21 protein-coding genes are annotated in these 16,499 nt (G+C 72.7%); 13 read left to right on the top strand and 8 right to left on the bottom strand.

Features of this window, described 5'->3' with window-relative positions:
• Nucleotides 1-19: 19 nt before the first annotated feature.
• On the bottom strand, nt 20-394 hold the full coding sequence (locus ACGFH8_RS21755; RefSeq protein WP_030490116.1) for a DsrE family protein: 375 nt from the start codon (nt 392-394) through the stop codon (nt 20-22).
• A 12-nt stretch (nt 395-406) separates the two neighbouring features.
• Here ACGFH8_RS21755 and mtfM point away from each other — a divergent pair, with 12 nt between their 5' ends.
• Nucleotides 407-511: a small membrane protein MtfM gene (gene mtfM / locus ACGFH8_RS21760; RefSeq protein WP_030327764.1), complete on the top strand. Its 105-nt coding sequence runs from the start codon at nt 407-409 to the stop codon at nt 509-511.
• A gap of 55 nt (nt 512-566) precedes the next feature.
• A complete protein-coding gene (locus ACGFH8_RS21765; protein WP_393369800.1) occupies nt 567-1,154 on the top strand; it encodes an FABP family protein in 588 nt (195 codons plus the stop codon).
• Here the strand turns inward: ACGFH8_RS21765 and ACGFH8_RS21770 are convergent, their stop codons facing one another.
• Nucleotides 1,155-2,033 (bottom strand): aminotransferase class IV, encoded by an 879-nt coding sequence (locus tag ACGFH8_RS21770; protein WP_393369802.1) that lies wholly within the window; start codon nt 2,031-2,033, stop codon nt 1,155-1,157.
• A gap of 69 nt (nt 2,034-2,102) precedes the next feature.
• Here ACGFH8_RS21770 and ACGFH8_RS21775 point away from each other — a divergent pair, with 69 nt between their 5' ends.
• The 4 genes from ACGFH8_RS21775 (at nt 2,103) to ACGFH8_RS21790 (ending at nt 5,545) form a co-directional block, all read left to right on the top strand.
• Complete coding sequence (locus ACGFH8_RS21775; RefSeq protein ID WP_357253782.1) at nt 2,103-2,531, top strand: Fur family transcriptional regulator; 429 nt, start codon at nt 2,103-2,105, stop codon at nt 2,529-2,531.
• Nucleotides 2,528-3,640 carry a YgfZ/GcvT domain-containing protein gene (locus ACGFH8_RS21780; protein WP_393369805.1) on the top strand — a complete coding sequence of 371 codons (1,113 nt, stop codon included), beginning with the start codon at nt 2,528-2,530 and terminating at the stop codon, nt 3,638-3,640. The genes ACGFH8_RS21775 and ACGFH8_RS21780 overlap by 4 nt, the downstream gene beginning before the upstream one ends.
• Before the next feature lie 23 nt (nt 3,641-3,663).
• Nucleotides 3,664-4,491 (top strand): 3-keto-5-aminohexanoate cleavage protein, encoded by an 828-nt coding sequence (locus ACGFH8_RS21785; RefSeq protein WP_393369808.1) that lies wholly within the window; start codon nt 3,664-3,666, stop codon nt 4,489-4,491.
• Between the two features lie 94 nt (nt 4,492-4,585).
• The gene (locus ACGFH8_RS21790; protein ID WP_393369811.1) at nt 4,586-5,545 is read left to right on the top strand and encodes an asparaginase; all 960 of its coding nucleotides are present in this window, start codon (nt 4,586-4,588) and stop codon (nt 5,543-5,545) included.
• Nucleotides 5,546-5,672: 127 nt separating this feature from the next.
• On the opposite strand, the gene ACGFH8_RS21795 is transcribed toward ACGFH8_RS21790, so the two are convergent.
• Nucleotides 5,673-6,470: an alpha/beta fold hydrolase gene (locus ACGFH8_RS21795; RefSeq protein WP_393369813.1), complete on the bottom strand. Its 798-nt coding sequence runs from the start codon at nt 6,468-6,470 to the stop codon at nt 5,673-5,675.
• Nucleotides 6,471-6,581: 111 nt separating this feature from the next.
• Here ACGFH8_RS21795 and ACGFH8_RS21800 point away from each other — a divergent pair, with 111 nt between their 5' ends.
• The 6 genes from ACGFH8_RS21800 to ACGFH8_RS21825 all read left to right on the top strand — a co-directional run bounded on the left by ACGFH8_RS21800 (nt 6,582) and on the right by ACGFH8_RS21825 (nt 10,949).
• Nucleotides 6,582-7,214 (top strand): helix-turn-helix domain-containing protein, encoded by a 633-nt coding sequence (locus ACGFH8_RS21800; protein ID WP_393369815.1) that lies wholly within the window; start codon nt 6,582-6,584, stop codon nt 7,212-7,214.
• Complete coding sequence (locus tag ACGFH8_RS21805) at nt 7,211-7,921, top strand: hypothetical protein (RefSeq protein WP_393369818.1); 711 nt, start codon at nt 7,211-7,213, stop codon at nt 7,919-7,921. Before ACGFH8_RS21800 ends, ACGFH8_RS21805 begins: the two co-directional genes overlap by 4 nt.
• Before the next feature lie 71 nt (nt 7,922-7,992).
• On the top strand, nt 7,993-8,307 hold the full coding sequence (locus tag ACGFH8_RS21810) for a DUF2516 family protein (RefSeq protein WP_088950380.1): 315 nt from the start codon (nt 7,993-7,995) through the stop codon (nt 8,305-8,307).
• The gene (locus ACGFH8_RS21815; RefSeq protein ID WP_393369820.1) at nt 8,304-9,191 is read left to right on the top strand and encodes an alpha/beta fold hydrolase; all 888 of its coding nucleotides are present in this window, start codon (nt 8,304-8,306) and stop codon (nt 9,189-9,191) included. Before ACGFH8_RS21810 ends, ACGFH8_RS21815 begins: the two co-directional genes overlap by 4 nt.
• Before the next feature lie 11 nt (nt 9,192-9,202).
• The gene (locus ACGFH8_RS21820; RefSeq protein ID WP_393369823.1) at nt 9,203-9,940 is read left to right on the top strand and encodes an alanyl-tRNA editing protein; all 738 of its coding nucleotides are present in this window, start codon (nt 9,203-9,205) and stop codon (nt 9,938-9,940) included.
• 94 nt (nt 9,941-10,034) lie between these two features.
• Nucleotides 10,035-10,949: an SDR family oxidoreductase gene (locus tag ACGFH8_RS21825; protein ID WP_393369826.1), complete on the top strand. Its 915-nt coding sequence runs from the start codon at nt 10,035-10,037 to the stop codon at nt 10,947-10,949.
• Here ACGFH8_RS21825 and ACGFH8_RS21830 read toward each other — a convergent pair.
• The 5 genes from ACGFH8_RS21830 to ACGFH8_RS21850 are packed head-to-tail and all read right to left on the bottom strand — an operon-like array spanning nt 10,940 to nt 15,507.
• The gene (locus tag ACGFH8_RS21830) at nt 10,940-11,908 is read right to left on the bottom strand and encodes a helix-turn-helix transcriptional regulator (protein WP_393369828.1); all 969 of its coding nucleotides are present in this window, start codon (nt 11,906-11,908) and stop codon (nt 10,940-10,942) included. The genes ACGFH8_RS21825 and ACGFH8_RS21830 overlap by 10 nt on opposite strands.
• Nucleotides 11,909-11,931: 23 nt before the next feature.
• Nucleotides 11,932-12,573: a response regulator gene (locus ACGFH8_RS21835; protein ID WP_393369830.1), complete on the bottom strand. Its 642-nt coding sequence runs from the start codon at nt 12,571-12,573 to the stop codon at nt 11,932-11,934.
• A complete protein-coding gene (locus tag ACGFH8_RS21840; RefSeq protein ID WP_393369832.1) occupies nt 12,570-13,838 on the bottom strand; it encodes a sensor histidine kinase in 1,269 nt (422 codons plus the stop codon). Before ACGFH8_RS21840 ends, ACGFH8_RS21835 begins: the two co-directional genes overlap by 4 nt.
• Before the next feature lie 11 nt (nt 13,839-13,849).
• Entirely contained in the window at nt 13,850-14,584 is a 735-nt protein-coding gene (locus tag ACGFH8_RS21845; protein ID WP_393369834.1) for an ABC transporter permease, read from the bottom strand.
• 14 nt (nt 14,585-14,598) lie between these two features.
• A complete protein-coding gene (locus ACGFH8_RS21850; protein ID WP_393369836.1) occupies nt 14,599-15,507 on the bottom strand; it encodes an ABC transporter ATP-binding protein in 909 nt (302 codons plus the stop codon).
• 200 nt (nt 15,508-15,707) lie between these two features.
• Between ACGFH8_RS21850 and ACGFH8_RS21855 the strand changes: the two genes are divergently transcribed.
• On the top strand, nt 15,708-16,499 hold the full coding sequence (locus ACGFH8_RS21855) for an EI24 domain-containing protein (RefSeq protein WP_393369838.1): 792 nt from the start codon (nt 15,708-15,710) through the stop codon (nt 16,497-16,499).

Consider the following 16,499-nt stretch of genomic DNA (forward strand, 5'->3'; position numbering starts at 1 on the left):
GACAGACCGCGCCGGGCGGTCAGTAGACGAGCGCCTGCGCGCCCTCGGCCATCGCCTCCTCGACGAAGACGGCGGCCCCCGCGATCCGGACCCCGGGCAGGACGTCGTCCGGGCCGATCTCGCGCCGGGCCGCGCACTGGGTGCACGCGGTCACCCGACCACTGGTCAGGATGACGTGCAGCAACTCGGCCAGCGGCGCGGAGTGCGGCAGCTCGAACTGCTGGGCGCGACCGGGCAGGGCGAACCAGGTCGACTCACCGGTCAGCCAGAGCGACACGTCCACTCCGGCCGCGACCGCCGTCGCGGCGACCGTGAATGCCTGCGCGCACCGCTCCGGGGCGTCCGCCCCAGCGGTGGCCTTGACGACGAGAGTGCGGGCCATGTGGCCCAGCATAGGATGGCCGGGATGGTTACCGAGATCGGGTTTGTCAGCCTGTTGGTCGCTGGCCTGGGCGGGCTCGCCGGTGGCCTGGTCTACCTTGCCGTACGCATTTCGAGAGGACGCTGGTGAGCGCGAGGAGTGAGCCGGGTCTGCGAGCCCCGCAGTCGCGAACGAAGGTGGCACTGTGAGCGAGAACCCGCTGCAGCCGCCGTGGCTGAACGCGCCGCCGGTCGAGGAGTACCCGTTCGAGGAGAGTCACGACCTGCGGGTCGGGCCGAAGCTGCACCCGGCGCTGGATGGCCTGCTGCCCTACATCGGCCTCTGGCGTGGCCGGGGCAAGGGTGGTTTCCCCACCATCGAGGATTTCGACTACGCGCAGGAGATCCGGATCAGCCACGACGGCCGGCCGTTCCTGCACTACGAGTCCCGCGCCTGGATCCTGGACGAGCAGAGCAAGCCGGTCCGCCCGGCCGGTCGCGAGATCGGCTGGTGGCGGCCGGTGCTGGTGGACGGACGGGCGACCGATGAGCTGGAGGTGCTGCTGACCACGCCCACGGGGGTGATGGAGCTGCACCTGGGCAAGCGCACCGGCACCCAGGTGGAGTTGGCCACCGACGCCGTCGTGCGGACTCCGACCGCCAAGGAGGTCACCGGCGGGAAGCGGCTCTTCGGCATCGTCGAGGGCGCGCTGCTCTACGCCCAGGAGATGGCCGCGATGGGGCACGGGCTCAGCCCGCACCTCTCCGCCCGGCTCGTCCGGGTCGGCGGCTGACTAGCTGGGAAAACCCAGCAGCGCCTGGAGGGCGGGGGTGCGCGGGCAGCGGGCCCGACGCACCCCGTCCAGCGTGCGGACCTCGACGGCCCCGCGTACCGACGAGGTGAACCACACGCCGTCCGCCGTGTGCAGCTCGGCCGTGGTGACCATCCGTTCGGCGGCGCCCAGGCCCAGCTCGGCGGCGTGGGCGAGCAGCCAGGCAACGGTCGTGCCGGCGAGGATGCCTGTGGTGGCGGCCGGCACCGTGCAGAGCGTGTCGTCGGTGAGCCACACCACGTTGGCCCACGGGCCCTCCAGGGCGTAACCGTCGGAGGAGATCCAGAGCACGTCGTCCACCCCGGCTCGGTCGGCCCAGCGGCGGGCGGCGCTGTTGACCGCGTACGACGTCGATTTGATCCCGGCCGGCAGCCAACTCAGCCCGTTGCGGGCGTCGGCGGGCACTCCCAGCGGCAGGGTGGCCACACTGATCCCGGCCCGTCGGGCCGCCCGGGAGGCCGCCGGCACCTGGGCCAGCGTGGCGTAGACCGTCGGCGGGCCGCCGCTCTCCGGACCTCGCGTGCAGACCAGCCGAAGCGCGCCCTCCACAGCCGCTGGCCAGCCCGCGCACACCTCGTCGAGCAGGTCGACGAGCGCCGCGGTGGGCGGCACGGCCAGTTCGACGGCGTCGGCCGCGGCGACGAGCCGGGCCAGGTGTTCGTCGCGCAGCCACGGCCGGCCCTGCCGCAGATGCATGGTCTCGAAGAGGCCGTCACCCCGGAGTACGCCGAGGTCGTCACCGCGGAGCACCGGGTCACCGGCCGGCACCGGCCCGCGTCCGAGGACGACGATCCGCGCGGTCGGATCGGCACCGACCTTCCCGGTGGGCGACATCACCATGACCATCGAGCGTAGCGGCGGTCGATCGCGGTGCGCGGACCGGCATGGTGGCCGAACTATGATCGGACGGTGTCCGAATCCTCCCTCGCGGAAATGCTGCGGGCCCGTGGGCTGCGGCTGACGCCCCAACGGCAGCTCGTCCTCCAGGCGGTGCTCGATCTGGGGCACGCCAGCCCGGAGCAGGTGCACACCGCCGTCCGGGAGGTCGCCGCCGGCGTCAACATCACCACCATCTATCGCACGCTCGAACTGCTGGAACGGCTCGGCCTGGTCACCCACACGCACCTGTCGCACGGCTCACCGACCTATCACGCCGCGGGTGAGCACCAACACGTCCACCTGGTCTGCCGGGAGTGCGGGGCGATCGACGAGATCGATCCGGGGCTGCTCCGGCCGTTGGCCGACGAGTTGGCCGCGCAGCGGGGTTTCCGAGTGGATATCGGGCACGTGTCACTCTTCGGCGTCTGCGTACGCTGCGAGAACGGGGACAACAAATGATCGACATCGCGGGTGCGGTGGCCGTCGAGCGCATCGACGAGGCCAGCCGGGACCAGCCGGATCCGGCGCACGTCGCGGCCGGGGTGCGGGGGGTGGCCGCGCACTACGGGGACCCGCTGCGCGAGCAGCGCACCCTCGACACCGAGGTCGGCCTTGTCGACAGGTCGCACCGGGGGGTCATCGCGGTGCCCGGCGAGGAGCGCGCCGGATGGTTGCACACGATCACCTCGCAGTATCTGACGACGCTGGCCGCAGGTGAGGGCACCGAGTTGCTGGTGCTCTCCCCGCACGGCCACGTCGAGCAGCACGCGCTTGTCGCCGAGGACGGCGAGACCGCCTGGCTGGACACCGAGCCGGGCGCGACCGAGGGCCTGCTCGGTTACCTGGAGAAGATGCGGTTCTTCAGCCGGGTCGACCCGCGCGACGCGACCGCCGAACGGGCGCTGCTGTCGCTGGTGGGGCCGGCGGCGACCGAGGCGCTGGCCACGCTCGGCGTGACCGGGCTGGCCGCACCGGACCTGGTCGCGGTGCCCGGTCCGAAGTTCACCGCCGGCGCCGTGCCACCGCGGGCGAGTGTCCGGTACGACGTCAAACCGCTGCCGATCGGCGGCTGGGCGCGGCGCGGCCTGCTCGGGGTGGACCTGCTGGTGCCCCGCTCGGCGATGGAGCAGGTGGTGGCGGAGTTGCGCGGCGCGGGCGTGCCGGTCGCCGGCCTGTGGGCGTACGAGGCGATCCGGGTGGCCGCCCGGCAGCCCCGGGTCGGGGTGGACACCGACCACCGGACCATTCCGGCGGAGGTGGACCTGATCGGCCCGGCGGTGCACCTCGACAAGGGTTGTTACCGGGGGCAGGAGACGGTGGCCCGGGTGCACAACATGGGCAAACCGCCGCGTCGGCTCGTCCTGCTGCACCTGGACGGGGTGACCACCGATCAACCGCCGACGGCCGGCACGCCGGTGACCCTCGACGGCCGGACGGTGGGCTTCGTGGGCACCGCCGTGCTGCACCACGAGTTGGGGCAGGTCGCCCTCGCGGTGGTGAAGCGGAACGTCCCGGACGACGCCGCGCTGCGGATCGGCGAGACGGCGGCGGCGATCGACCCGTCCTGAGCGGGCCGTCTAGGATCGCCGGCATGACGACAGGGACGTTGATCACGGTGGCTCCGACCGGCGCGGAGTCGGCCAAGGCGGAGGTGCCGGCACTGCCGGTGACCCTCGACGAGCTGCTGCTCACCGCCAAGGAGTGCGAGGCGCTCGGCGCCGCCGTGATCCACGTCCACATCCGCGACGACGAGGCCCGGCCGACCCTCGACCCGGTGCGTCTGGCCGACACGGTGGCGGCGCTGCGGGACAGCACCGACCTGATCGTGCAGCTCTCCTCCGGTGGCGCGGTGACCGACCCGGAGGCGGCCCGGCTCGCCGTGCTCGACGCCCGGCCGGACATGGCCTCCTGCACCATGGGCACCGTCAACTTCGGCGACGACGTCTTCCTCAACCGCTGGGAGTTCATCGTCGACCTGCACACCCGGATGCAGGAGCGCGGGATCGTGCCGGAGTACGAGATCTTCGACCTCGGTCACCTGTCCGCGTTGCAGCGACTGCTCGGCAAGTACGGGATGCCGGCCGGCGGGCACGTGCACGTCGACTTCGTGATGGGCGTGCCGGGCGGCATGCCGGGCACCACCGAGACGCTTGTCGCCGCCCACCGGATGCTGCGCGACCTGCCCGAGGGCACCACCTTCTCGGCCACCGGCGTCGGCCGCAGCACGCTTCCGGTGCTGTTGGCCGCGCTGTCGACGGGCGGGCACCTGCGGGTCGGCATGGAAGACACGGTGACGTACGCGAAGGGGCGTCCGGTGGAGTCCAACATGCAACTTGTCGCCCGCGCGGTGGGTTTCGCGCAGCTCGCTCAGCGCCCGCCGTTGACCACCAGCGAGGCCCGCGAGCTGCTCGGGCTGTAAGGCCGGGCTGGTCCTACGCTCCTGTCACCCGGGCGATGGACGACCTGGTCACCCCGCCGACGGGCACCCCGGGACCGTCGGTACCGTCCAGCGCGTGACGAAGACGTACGAGGGCGGCGCGCCGCTCGCCGAGGTGGTCCGGTCCGGGTTCGTGGAGGGCGCGCACCGCGGCTCGGTGGTGGTGCTGGACGCCGTCGGTGTGCCGGTGGCCGCCGCCGGGGACGTGACGTCGCCGGTCTTTCCCCGGTCGGCCAGCAAGCCGATGCAGGCGATCGGGATGCTTCGGGCCGGTCTGACGTTCACCGACCCGGCCGACCTGGCCCTGGTGTCGGCGAGCCACGCGGGTGAGGATTTCCACCTGGCCCGGGTCGGTGCGTTGCTGGAGCGCGCCGGGCTGGACGCGGAGGCGTTGCACTGCCCGCCCGACCTGCCGGCGGGCGCGGCGGCCCGGGAGGCCGTGCTGCGCGCCGGCGGCGGGCCGAGCAGGGTGCAGATGAACTGCTCCGGCAAGCACAGCGGAATGCTGCTGACCTGCGAGGCCGCCGGGTGGCCGCGGGATGGCTACTGGCGGCCGGAGCACCCGTTGCAGCAGCGGGTGCGGGCGGCCATCGAGGAGTTCACCGGCGAGCAGGCGGCGGCGGTGGGTGTGGACGGGTGCGGCGCCCCGGTGCTCGCCGTGTCGCTGACCGGTCTTGCCGGGGCGTACCTCCGGCTGGTCGGCGCCGAGCCCGGCTCGGCGCCCCGCGCGGTGGCCGACGCCATGCGTGGGTACCCGGAGATCGTCGGTGGCACCCAGGCCGACGACACCCGGCTCATGCGTGGGGTCCCGGGGCTGCTGGCCAAGATCGGTGCCGAGGGTGTGATCGCGGTGGCCCTGCCGGGCGTCGGCGCCGTCGCATTGAAGATCGACGACGGCGCCGACCGGGCCCGGATGCCGGTGCTGGTCTCCGCGCTGCGCCGGCTCGGTGTGGACGCCCCGGTGCTGACCGAGTACGCGGAGGCGCCGCTCTTCGGCGGCGGCGTTCCGGTCGGCGCGGTCCGCCCGCTCTGGTGACACCAGCGGTCCGTGCTCCGGCGGTCGGAGCCGGCGGACCGCCCAACTGCCCCGTCGCCGTCCGATGCGCGGTCGGGGCCGCTCCGCGTCGCGTGTGCTGCTGAGGCCAGTTCTTATGAAACAGGCCTCAGATCAGGAAGTCGAGCAACGCGGCGTTGACCGGCTCCGGGCGCTCCAGCGGCAACAGGTGCGCGGCGTCCGGCACGTCCGGCAGCCGTACCGCGTTGGGGACCTCGGCGGCGATCCGGTCGGCGAGCCGCCTGATGTCCGGCACGTCCGCGGCCCCGGCGGTGACCAGGACGGGCACCCTCAGCTCGCCGAGGCGGCCGATCGCCGGTGGGGTCAGCTCGCCCACCTCGACCGCGCCGAGCGCCAGTTCGGCGGCGAGGGCGCGCTCGTCCATCTCCTGCGCGAACGCGATCAGCTCGGGGTCGACGTCCGCCGGCTGGCGGGCCGGGCCGACCACCCAGAACCGCACCTCGCCGGCCGCTCCGGCGACGAAGTCGTCGGGGTCGACCTCTCCGACCAGGTTGTCCCAGAGGTCGTTGGCCTCCTCGGACCACTCGTTGCCGGAGACCGCGGTGCCGAACAGCGCGAGCGCGCTCACCCGGTCGGGGTGGGCCAGCGCGGTGTCGATGGCGACCGACCCGCCGAAGGAACAGCCGACCAGGGCGGCCCGGGGCAGGCCGAGCGCGTCCAGCAGACCGGCCACGTCGTCGTGGTGCGCGAACGGGGCCGGGGGCAGCTCCGAGTCTCCGTAGCCGCGCAGGTCCGGAACGATCACCCGGTGCCGGGTGGCGAGCGCGGACACCTGCCCCCGCCACATCCGCCGGTCGGCGATGCCGGCGTGCAGCAGCACGACAGGCGAACCGGTGCCGGCCTCGTCGTACGCGATGCTTGCTCCATTGACTGTGATCTTGTGCACGAACGGACCGTACGGATCGGCGGAGCGGTGCGCAAACGGGCGCTGAGACGTTGCTAACTGTGGCTAGCATTTTGCTTGCAAGAGCTAGCGCGGCCGGTTAGCGTCGCTGTCATGGCCACACCGAAGGACCTTCCCGACGTCGGCGGGTTCATCCGCGATCTGCGGCGCAACGCCAAGATCTCGCTCCGGCAGCTCGCCGAGCAGGCGGGGGTCAGCAACCCGTACCTCAGCCAGATCGAACGCGGCCTGCGCAAGCCGAGCGCCGAGGTGCTTCAGCAACTCGCGAGCGCGCTGCGGGTCTCCACCCCGGCGATGTACCTGCGCGCCGGGCTGCTCGACGACAAGGAGGGCCACGGCGTGCTGGCCGCCATCGCGGTGGACGCCGACCTGACGATGGCCCAGAAGCAGTCGCTCAGCCAGATCTACGAGACGTTCCGCCGGGAGAACACCCGGCTGGCCGAGGCCCAGGCCGACGCCGAGGGCACCGGAGCGACAACCCCGACCGGCGCGACCGGCGCGACAACCCCGACCGACGTCGCCGACCAGCCCGCCGACGTGGCCAACCTGGCCGCCACCGGCCCCACCACCGCAGGCGGCACCCCGACCGAGGCCGTGCTCGAGTCGGTCGCCGTCACCGAGGCGGGCACCGCACCCGCCCCGGGCAGCACCAGCACCCCCGAGAAGAAGGCCGCCGGTCCGGCGGCCCGCGAGGCCGCCCCGGTGGCCGAGGAGGAGACCTCATGAGCGAGCCGAAGACCAATCGCATCCCCGCCCCGCTCTACGCCGCCGCCGGCGCCGGTGAGCTGGCCATCGAGCACCTGCGCAAGCTGCCGGCCGTGGTCGGCGTCCTCGGCACCCGGGTCGTCGCCGACCTGGGCGGCCGGGCCGTGCTGACCGGCTTCGAGTTGCGGCAGAAGGCCACCGAGACGCTGCGGACCGCCAACGAGACCGCCGGGACCCTTCGCGAACTGGACCTGGCCAAGCTGCGCGAGTCGGCCGACCTGGCCAAGCTGCGTGAGGCCGCCGACCTCGACAAGCTGCGGGCTGCCGCGACCCGCAACGCCATCCTGGTGTACGCGGGCGCGCAGGCCGCCCAGGAGCGGGCCTACGCCGCGTACGGCGCGCTTGTCGCCCGTGGTGAGCGGGTCGTCGGCGCCGGTGTGCTGGAGGCGGCCGACACGGTCAACGCCGACATCGAGGCGACCGAGGCCGTGACGCCGGTCACCGCCACCCCGACCGCCCCGGCGGCGACCCCGGCCGACGTGTCGACCCCGGCCGCGGTGCCGACGTCGGCCGTGGTGCCGACCCCGGCCGACGTTGCCGAGATCGCCGAGGCCAAGCCGGCCGCCGCCAAGAAGGCCACCCGTGCACCGAAGGCCGCCAAGCCGGCCGCGACCCCGTCGGCGAAGCTGCCCGGGGCCACCAAGCGGACCCGTCCGACGGCCGAGTAGTTCGTCAGGTCGACGACCCCGGCGGCGTCCTTGTCGGACGTAGCCGGGGTCCTCGACATAAGCTTGCCCGCATGGCCAACGCCGCGCCGATCTTCGCGTTCGAAGTCCGCTACGTGATCGAGCTGATCCTGCTCGTCTTCGCGCTGATCGTCCAGGGCGTCGCCCTGGTGCACGCGATCACCCAGCGCTCCGACGCCTTCCCCGCCATTGGGACGCTGCCCAAGGGTGGCTGGATCGCCATCCTGGCGGTCTGCCTCGTGCTGACTCTGCTCGGCTTCGGCCCGATCAGCCTCTTCGGTCTGATCGGCATCGCCGCCGGTCTGATCTACCTCCTCGACGTTCGGGTCGGTCTGCGCGACCTGAGCGACGGCAAAGGGTTCTGGTGAGAGGTTTTCGCTGGCCACCCCCACCGGACAGCGGCCCCCGCACCTGGGGTCCCGGCCCGGGTGGGCCGCGCACCGGCCGACCGGCGCTGCCGGAGCCGGAGACCGAGCTGGTCGCCACCCCGCACGGCGTACGGCTGGAACGGCTGGTCACCGGCACCGGTGACCCGGTCACCGTCTTCGCGCACGGGCTGGGCAACGGCATCGCCACCACCCGCCCGTTCGGCAGTGGGGTGACCGGCCGCAAGGTGTTCTTCCAGTTCCGTGGGCACGGCCGGTCCGACGCGCCGGACGGGCCGTGGGACTACCTGGACCTGGCCCGGGATCTACGGGCGATCGCCGACCTCGGCGGGGCCAGTCGGGCATTCGGCGCGAGCCTCGGTGCCGGTGCCCTCTGCCGCCTGATCGCGGAGAGCCCGGAGCGTTTCGAGAAGCTCGTCTTCTTCCTGCCGGCGGTGCTCGACGAGCCGCGCGGGCCGGTCGCCCACCAACGGATCACGGATCTGCTGGAAGCGGTGCAGAGCGGGGAGGCCTCGGCGGTCGCCGACGTCGTCGCGCTGGAGCTGCCCGCGGCGGTGCGCAACACCCCGGCCGGCTGGGCGTACCTGCGGCAGCGCCTCGACCAGCTGTTGCGCGACGGTCTGGCCGAAGGCCTGGCCACGTTGGCCGAGCAGACGTCGCTGCGCCAGATCGGTGACCTGGCGGCGGTCACCGCGCCGGCGCTTGTCATCGGCTGCGCGGGCGACGACCTGCATCCGGTCGAGGTCGCCGAACGGCTCGCCACCGCGCTGCCCCGGGCCACCCTGCACGTGTACGACAGGCCCGGCGTCCTCTGGACGGACCGCGCCGACCTACGGGACCGCGTCGCCGGCTTCCTCAACGAGTAACCTGCCGTGTCATGGGCGTCACACACCATGGCCGCACGCACCGACTCGACCTTGCCGATCCGACCCTGCGGGAATGGACGTGCACGGTCCTGCACGCCGACGCCGAGCAGGGCATCGTGCTGGACCGCTCGGCGTTCTACCCGGGCGGCGGCGGCCAACCGCCGGACCACGGCGTGCTGCTGTGGCAGGGCGTGCAGACCCGGATCGTCGGCACCCGCAAAGGCGACGACCCGTACCTGATCCCCGCCGAGGGTGACCCGCTGCCGCCGGCCGGAACCGAGGTCGTCGGCGCGCTGGAAGACGAGCGCCGCACCCGGCTGATGCGTACCCACTCGGGCCTGCACGTGCTCTGCGGTGTGGTGTTCCGCGACTTCGGCGCGCTCGTCACCGGCGGAAACATGGAACCGGGCGAGGCTCGGATGGACTTCAACCTCCCCGAGGTCCCGCCGGACTTCAAGAGCCGGATCGAGGAGCTGGTCAACGCCGAGGTGGCCGCCGACCGCTCGGTCGCCACCCGGGTGCTGCCGCGCACCGAGGCGTTGGCCCTGCCGGACATCATCCGTACCCAGTCCAACCTCATTCCGCCGGACGAGCAGGAGGTCCGGATCGTCGACATCGTCGGACTGGACGTGCAGGCCGACGGCGGCACCCACGTCGCGTCCACCGCGCAGATCGGCAAGGTGCAGGTCGTGAAGGTGGAGAGCAAGGGCCGGGCCAACCGCCGCGTCCGCGTCCGGTTGGTGGATTAAGGCGAAGGTTGGTCGCCGAGGTCCCCCCCGGTTCGCCAGAGCGGTCCGGTAATTCGGACGCCGGTTGTCAGGTATCGCTGACAACCTCGCTGGTATGACACAACCGCTGACAGGAAAGATCGCGCTGGTCGCCGGCGCCACCCGGGGCGCCGGTCGGCAGATCGCCGTCCAGCTCGGTGCCGCTGGCGCCACCGTCTACGCCACCGGCCGCAGCAGCAGCGCCGGCCGCTCGGAGATGGACCGGCCGGAGACCATCGAGGAGACCGCCGAGCTGGTCACCGCGGCTGGCGGCACGGGCATCGCCGTTCGGGTCGATCACCTGGTGCCGGAGCAGGTCCGCGACCTGATCGCCCGGATCGACGCCGAGCAGGGCCAGCTCGACGTGCTGGTCAACGACATCTGGGGTGGCGACCCGCTGGTCACCTGGGACAAACCGGTCTGGGAGCAGCCTCTGGACGCAGGCTTCCGCACCCTGCGGCTGGCCATCGACACGCACATCATCACCAGCCACTTCGCCCTGCCACTGCTGATCCGCAAGCCTGGCGGTCTGGTGGTGGAGATGGGTGACGGCACCAAGGCGTACAACGACGACAACTACCGGCTGTCGGTCTTCTACGACCTGGCGAAGGTCTCGGTCAACCGGCTCGCGTTCTCCCAGGCCCACGAGCTGAAGCCGCACGGCTGCACGGCGGTGGCGCTCACCCCCGGGTGGATCCGTTCGGAGGCGATGCTCGAGCACTTCGGCGTGACCGAGGACAACTGGCGCGACGGCGCCGCCACCGACCCCAACTTCCTCATCTCGGAGACGCCGGCATTCGTCGGCCGCGCGGTGGCCGCGCTCGCCGCCGACGAGGAGAAGGCCCGCTGGAACGGCCAGTCCGTCGACGCCGGCACACTGTCCAAGGTGTACGGCTTCACCGACGTCGACGGCAGCCAACCGGAGGGCTTCCGCTACATCACCGAGGTGGTCGACGCGGGCAAGCCGTCGGACGTCACCGGCTACCGGTAGAGCGCGCCGAGGCGGCCGGCCGCCTCGGCCACCAACTGCCGCAGCTCGGGTGGACCGAGCACCTCCACCTCGGGGCCGAGCCCCAGCAGTTGGTGGTACGCCACCGGGACCGACTCGACGGGCAGCCGCGCCACCACCCAGCCCTGCCCGTCGGGTGGTCCGGCGGCGGCGACCACCTCGTCGTACACCTTGGGGGCGTCGACCAGGTGTCGGAGCTGGCGCAGGCCGGCGGGGCTCAGCCGGACGGTGACCTCGGCCCGCAGCATGGTCCGCAGGAACGACCCGGCCTGCTCGCGCCAGTGCCCGGCCAGGTCGAAGCCCTCGTCGCGGTCGAACTGCTCCTCGCCCACCTCGACCCCGGTGACCCGGTCCACCCGGTAGGTGCGCGCGTCCACGCCGACCCGGCCGACCAGATACCAGATCCCGCTCTTGAGGACCAGCCCGTACGGCTCGACCCGGCGGCCCACCTCCCGGTCGCCGCGTCGGTAGCGCAACTCCACCACCCGGTCCGCCCAGACCGCCCGGGCCAGCTCGGGCAGCCAGCGCGGTGGCGGGGTCTCCCGGAACCAGCCCGGTACGTCCAGGTGGAACCGCTGCCCGGTACGGGCCGGGGCGTCGCGCAGGGCGGGCGGCAGCGCGGCGAGCACCTTCAGCTCGGCGGACGCGACCGCGTCGGCGAGCCCCATCTCGCCGGCCGGCCCGGGTAGCCCGCTGAGGAAGAGCGCCTCCGCCTCGTCCCGGGTCAGCCCGGTCAGTCGGGTGCGGTAGCCACCGAGCAGCCGGTAACCGCCGGCCCGACCCCGGTCGGCGTAGACCGGCACCCCGGCGGCGGAGAGCGCCAGCACGTCCCGGTAGACGGTCCGCTCGGAGACCTCCAACTCCCGTGCCAGCTCGCTCGCGGTCATCGACCCGCGCGCCTGCAACAGCAACAGCAACGAGATCAGTCGGGACGCGCGCACTGGCCCATCCTGCCCGGTGCCGCTCACCGCCCGCCGGGCGTCAGCAACCCCCGGTCGTACGCGGTGGCCACCGCGGCAGCGCGGTCGTTGACCCCGAGCTTGGCGTACACGTGCAGCAGGTGTGTCTTGACGGTGGCCTCGCTGATGAACAGGCGGGTCGCCGCCTCCCGGTTGGAGGCGCCCCGGGCCACCAGGGTGAGGACCTCCAGCTCCCGGTGGCTGAGCGGCTCCTCGGCCGGAGCGCGCAGCCGGCCCATCAGCCGGCCGGCGACGCTCGGCGCGAGCACCGACTCACCCCGGGCCGCCGCCCGGACCGCGCGAACCAGCTCTTCCCGAGGGGTGTCCTTGAGCAGGTAACCTGTCGCACCTGCCTCGATCGCCGGCAGCACGTCCGCGTCCGTGTCGTAGGTGGTGAGCACCAGCACCCGGGCGGCGCTGCCGGCGCGAGCCAGCCGGCCGATGGCGGTCACCCCGTCCATCCCGGGCATCCGTAGGTCCATCAGCACCACGTCCGGCCGCAGCGTCGCGACCAGGACCAACGCCTCGGAGCCGTCCGCGGCCTCGCCCACCACCTCGAAATCGGGGTCGCCGGTGAACATCCCCCGCAGGCCGTCCCGTACGACCGGATGGTCGTCGACGATCAGCAGTCGTACCGGGGCGGTCAACCGGCACCTCCGGGCAGCGCGGGGACGGACGCCGAGATCGCGGTGCCGTTGCCCGGCTCGGATTCGACGGCCAACTCACCACCGACCCGGGTCACCCGCTGCCGCATGGCGGTCAGCCCGTACCCGCCGCCCGGCTCGCGGGGCGTCGGCCGGTCGGTGACGTCGAAGCCGGCCCCGTCGTCACGGACGTCCAGCGTGACCACGTCCGCCATGTACGACAGGGTCAGCCCGACCCGCGACGCGGCGGCGTGCCGGGCGACATTGGACAGCGCCTCCTGGGCGGCCCGCAGCAGGGTCACCTCGACCTCCGGGTGCAGTGGGCGGGGCGTGCCGGTGGTGGCCACGTCGGCGCGTACCCCGTTGAGGGCCGACCAGCGGCCGCCCAGCTCGACCAGGGCGTCGGGTAGCCGGGCCGTCTCCAACGGTTCCGGGCGGACCGCCTGTACCGAGCGGCGGGCCTCGGTGAGGCTCTCCCGGGCCAGGGCGAGCGCGTTGTCGACGTGCCGGCGCCAGTCGGCGGACCGGTCGCGGCTCTGCTCGGCCGCCTCCAGTTGGGTGATGATGCCGGTCAACCCCTGCGCCAGGGTGTCGTGGATCTCGCGCGCCATTCGTTGCCGCTCGTCCAGCACGCCAGCCTCCCGGGCCTGGGTGAGCAGTTGGGCGTGCAGCCCGGCGTTTTCTCGGACCGTCTCGGTGAGTTGGCGGTTGGCCTCGCCGAGTTCCGCCATCAACCGCTTGCGCCTGGCGTCCTCCTGCTCGGCGACCATCGCGAACCAGCTCAACGAGCCGGCCACCACCAGGTTGAAGAGCACCAGCACCAGCCAGAGCGGCAGCTGCGACGTCACCACCGACAGACCGCCGCCCTGCGACGTGGCGACCAGGGTGGCCGTGGTGACCACCCCGGCGATCCGCCAACGAGTGCGGAGCACCGGAAAGGCATGGATGTATCCGACCCAGGCGAAGAAGCCGTACCACGGATTGGCGGCCACCAGCACGGCGGCGAACGCGAGCAGCCCGGCGTAGTAGAGCGCCATCAGCCCGCGCCGGCTCTGCCAGCCGGGATGCAGGGTGATGAACCAGGCGACCCAGCACCCCGCCGCCACGGCGACGGCGAGGGTGGGCGCGGCGGCGAGGGCGCGGGGTGCCGGTGCGACGAGGGCCAGCAGGGTACCCAGGGCCAGCCCGCCATAGGGGATCACGTGATAGAGGCCCGCCTCGCGCTCCCGCCAAATGGTCAGACGGTCGCGCTCACCGCTGTCGGTCATCGCATCTCCGCTCACTCCCAGCGGAACAGTTTCGCCGCGCTGGCGCCGGCCGCCACGGCGATCACCGCCATTATCGCCAGGTGCAGCGGCTGCGGCGACGTGCCGGTCCAGGCGTCGAGGAGCGCCTGCACACCCGGCGGCGTGTAGTCACCGATCCGCGCCACGAAGTCCGGAAGCAGGAACCGGGGGAGGTAGGCCCCGCCGAAGAACATGGTGACCATGAACAACGGTGCGGCCAGGGCCTGGGCCGCCTTCGTCGTCCGGGCCACGGCGGCGACCAGCAGGCCGAGCGACAGCAGCGCCGCCGTACCGAGCACGAACGCCAGCGCGAAACCGAGCGGGTGCCGGGGCAGCGGCACCCCGAAAGCCAGCCGGGCGACGACGATGAGCAGCAGCGCGCTGGCCAGGATCCCGGCCAGGGCCAGCACCAGTTGGGCGGCGAGCAGAGCCGCCGGGTGCGCCGGGGTGGTCGCCAGCCGGCGCAGCACGCCGCGTTCCCGGTAGGTGGCCAGCACGGCCGGCAGGGTGTTCACCCCGACAATGACAAGGCTGACCACCAGCAGCGACGGTGCGAAGTAGCTGACGAAGGTCTGCCCGTCGAAGGTCGGGTCCGGCTCACGGAGTGCGGGGATCAGCCCGAGCACCGTCAGGATCAGGGTGGGCACCCCGATGGTGGAGAGCAGCGTCGGCCGGTCCCGCAGGTAGAGCCGCGCCTCGATCCTCAGGATCTGGCGGAAGGCGTGCATGGTGTCTCCTTCTCTCAGTTGGCGGGCCGGCGGCCGGTCAGCTCGACGAACGCGTCGTCGAGGGTGGACTGCTCCAGCCGCAGGTCCGCGGCGACGATCTGGTGCCGGGCCAGCACCGAGGTGACCGCGTGCAGCACCTCGCCGGTGCCGGTGACCACCACCTGGCTGCCGGTGCGCTGCACGGCGGTGACCTCGGGGAGGTCGGTGAGGAGCCGGTCGTCGACCGGGGCCGAGGGCCGGAACCGGACCCGCTGCTCCGGCGCCACCGTCGACACCAGGCCCGCCGGGCTGTCCAGGGCGACCACCCGGCCGCGGTCGATCACCGCGACCCGGTCGCAGAGCCGCTCGGCCTCCTCCATGAAGTGGGTGACAAGCACGACCGTCACCCCGCTGTCGCGGACCTGTTCGATCAGACCCCAGGTGTCCCGGCGGGCCTGCGGGTCCAGCCCGGTGGTCAGCTCGTCGAGGATAGCGATCTCCGGGTTGCCGACCAGGGCCAGCGCGATGGAGAGCCGCTGCTTCTGACCGCCGGAGAGCTTCTTGTACGCGGTGTTCCGCTTGTCGCCGAGACCCAGCTTGTCGAGCAGCGCGGCCGGGTCCGCCGGGTTGCGGTAGAACGAGGCGTACAACTCCAGTGCCTCGGCGACCCGGAGCCGGTCCGGCAGTTGGCTCTCCTGGAGTTGCACCCCAACCCGCTGCCGAAGCTGGGCCGCGTCCCGGCGCGGGTCGAGCCCGAGGACCGACACCCCGCCCCCGTCGGGGACACGCAGCCCGGCGACACACTCCACGGTGGTGGTCTTGCCGGCGCCGTTCGGACCGAGGACGCCGAAGATCTCCCCGGCCTCCACGGCGAGCGACACGTCGTCCACCGCCACCAGGTCGCCGTACCGCTTCTTCAGGTGGGTCACCTCGATGACCGGCATCGTGCCGCCTTCCGCCGCCGCTGACTTCGTACCCCTCAAGGGTTGTCGGGGTGACCCGGCGGCGAATCGACCGGTCGGCGATGGGTCCGGGCCTCCCCGGTGGATCGCTGCCGTCCGTCAACCGGTTGATGTGTACGAGGTCGGTCGTTGCTAGCGCTCCGCCCGGCGGATTCGATCACGGCTGGTTAGGCTGCTCGATCGTGGATGCCAGCAGAATCGCCAGCCCGGTGACCGGGGTCGTCGGACGCTTCCTCGCCGGGGCGGGGCTGCTCCTGCGCGGGCTCGGCCTCTACGTTCGCAGTCCGGGGCTGATGCTGCTCGGCGTCGTGCCGGCGCTGATCTCCGGCGCGCTGTTCCTGGCCGCGCTCGGCACCCTGGTGTACTTCGTGGACGATCTCGCCGCGCTTGTCACCCCGTTCGCCGACGACTGGTCGAGCACCACCCGCAGCCTGGTCCGGGTGACCGCCGGGCTGGCGTTCCTGGGCGTTGGCGGCCTGCTCGGAGTGCTCACCTTCACCGCGGTGACCCTGGTCATCGGCGACCCCTTCTACGAGAAGATCTCCGAGCGGGTCGAGCAGCGGTACGGCGGCACGCCCGGCGCGGTGGAGGTGCCGTTCTGGTCGTCGCTGCGGCGCAGCCTCGCCGACTCGGTACGGCTGGTGGCGCTCACGGTGCTTGTGGGAATTCCGCTGTTCCTCGCCGGCTTCATCCCGGTGGTCGGTCAGACTGTCGTCCCGGTCATCGGGGCGGCGGTGGGCGGGTGGTTCCTCGCCGTGGAGCTGGTGGGTGCGCCGTTCTACCGACGCGGTATGCGGCTGCCGCAACGCCGGACGATCCTGAAGGCCGACCGGGCCACCTCGCTCGGCTTCGGGGTGGCGGTCTTCCTCTGCTTCCTCATCCCACTCGGCGCGGTGCTGATCATGCCGGCGGCGGTGGCCGGCGCCACCCTGCTGGCCCGCCGCTCGATGGGCCAGTCGATCGAGAGGGACTGA

Source organism: Micromonospora sp. NPDC049175 (genome assembly GCF_043197345.1).
GTDB lineage: Bacteria > Actinomycetota > Actinomycetes > Mycobacteriales > Micromonosporaceae > Micromonospora.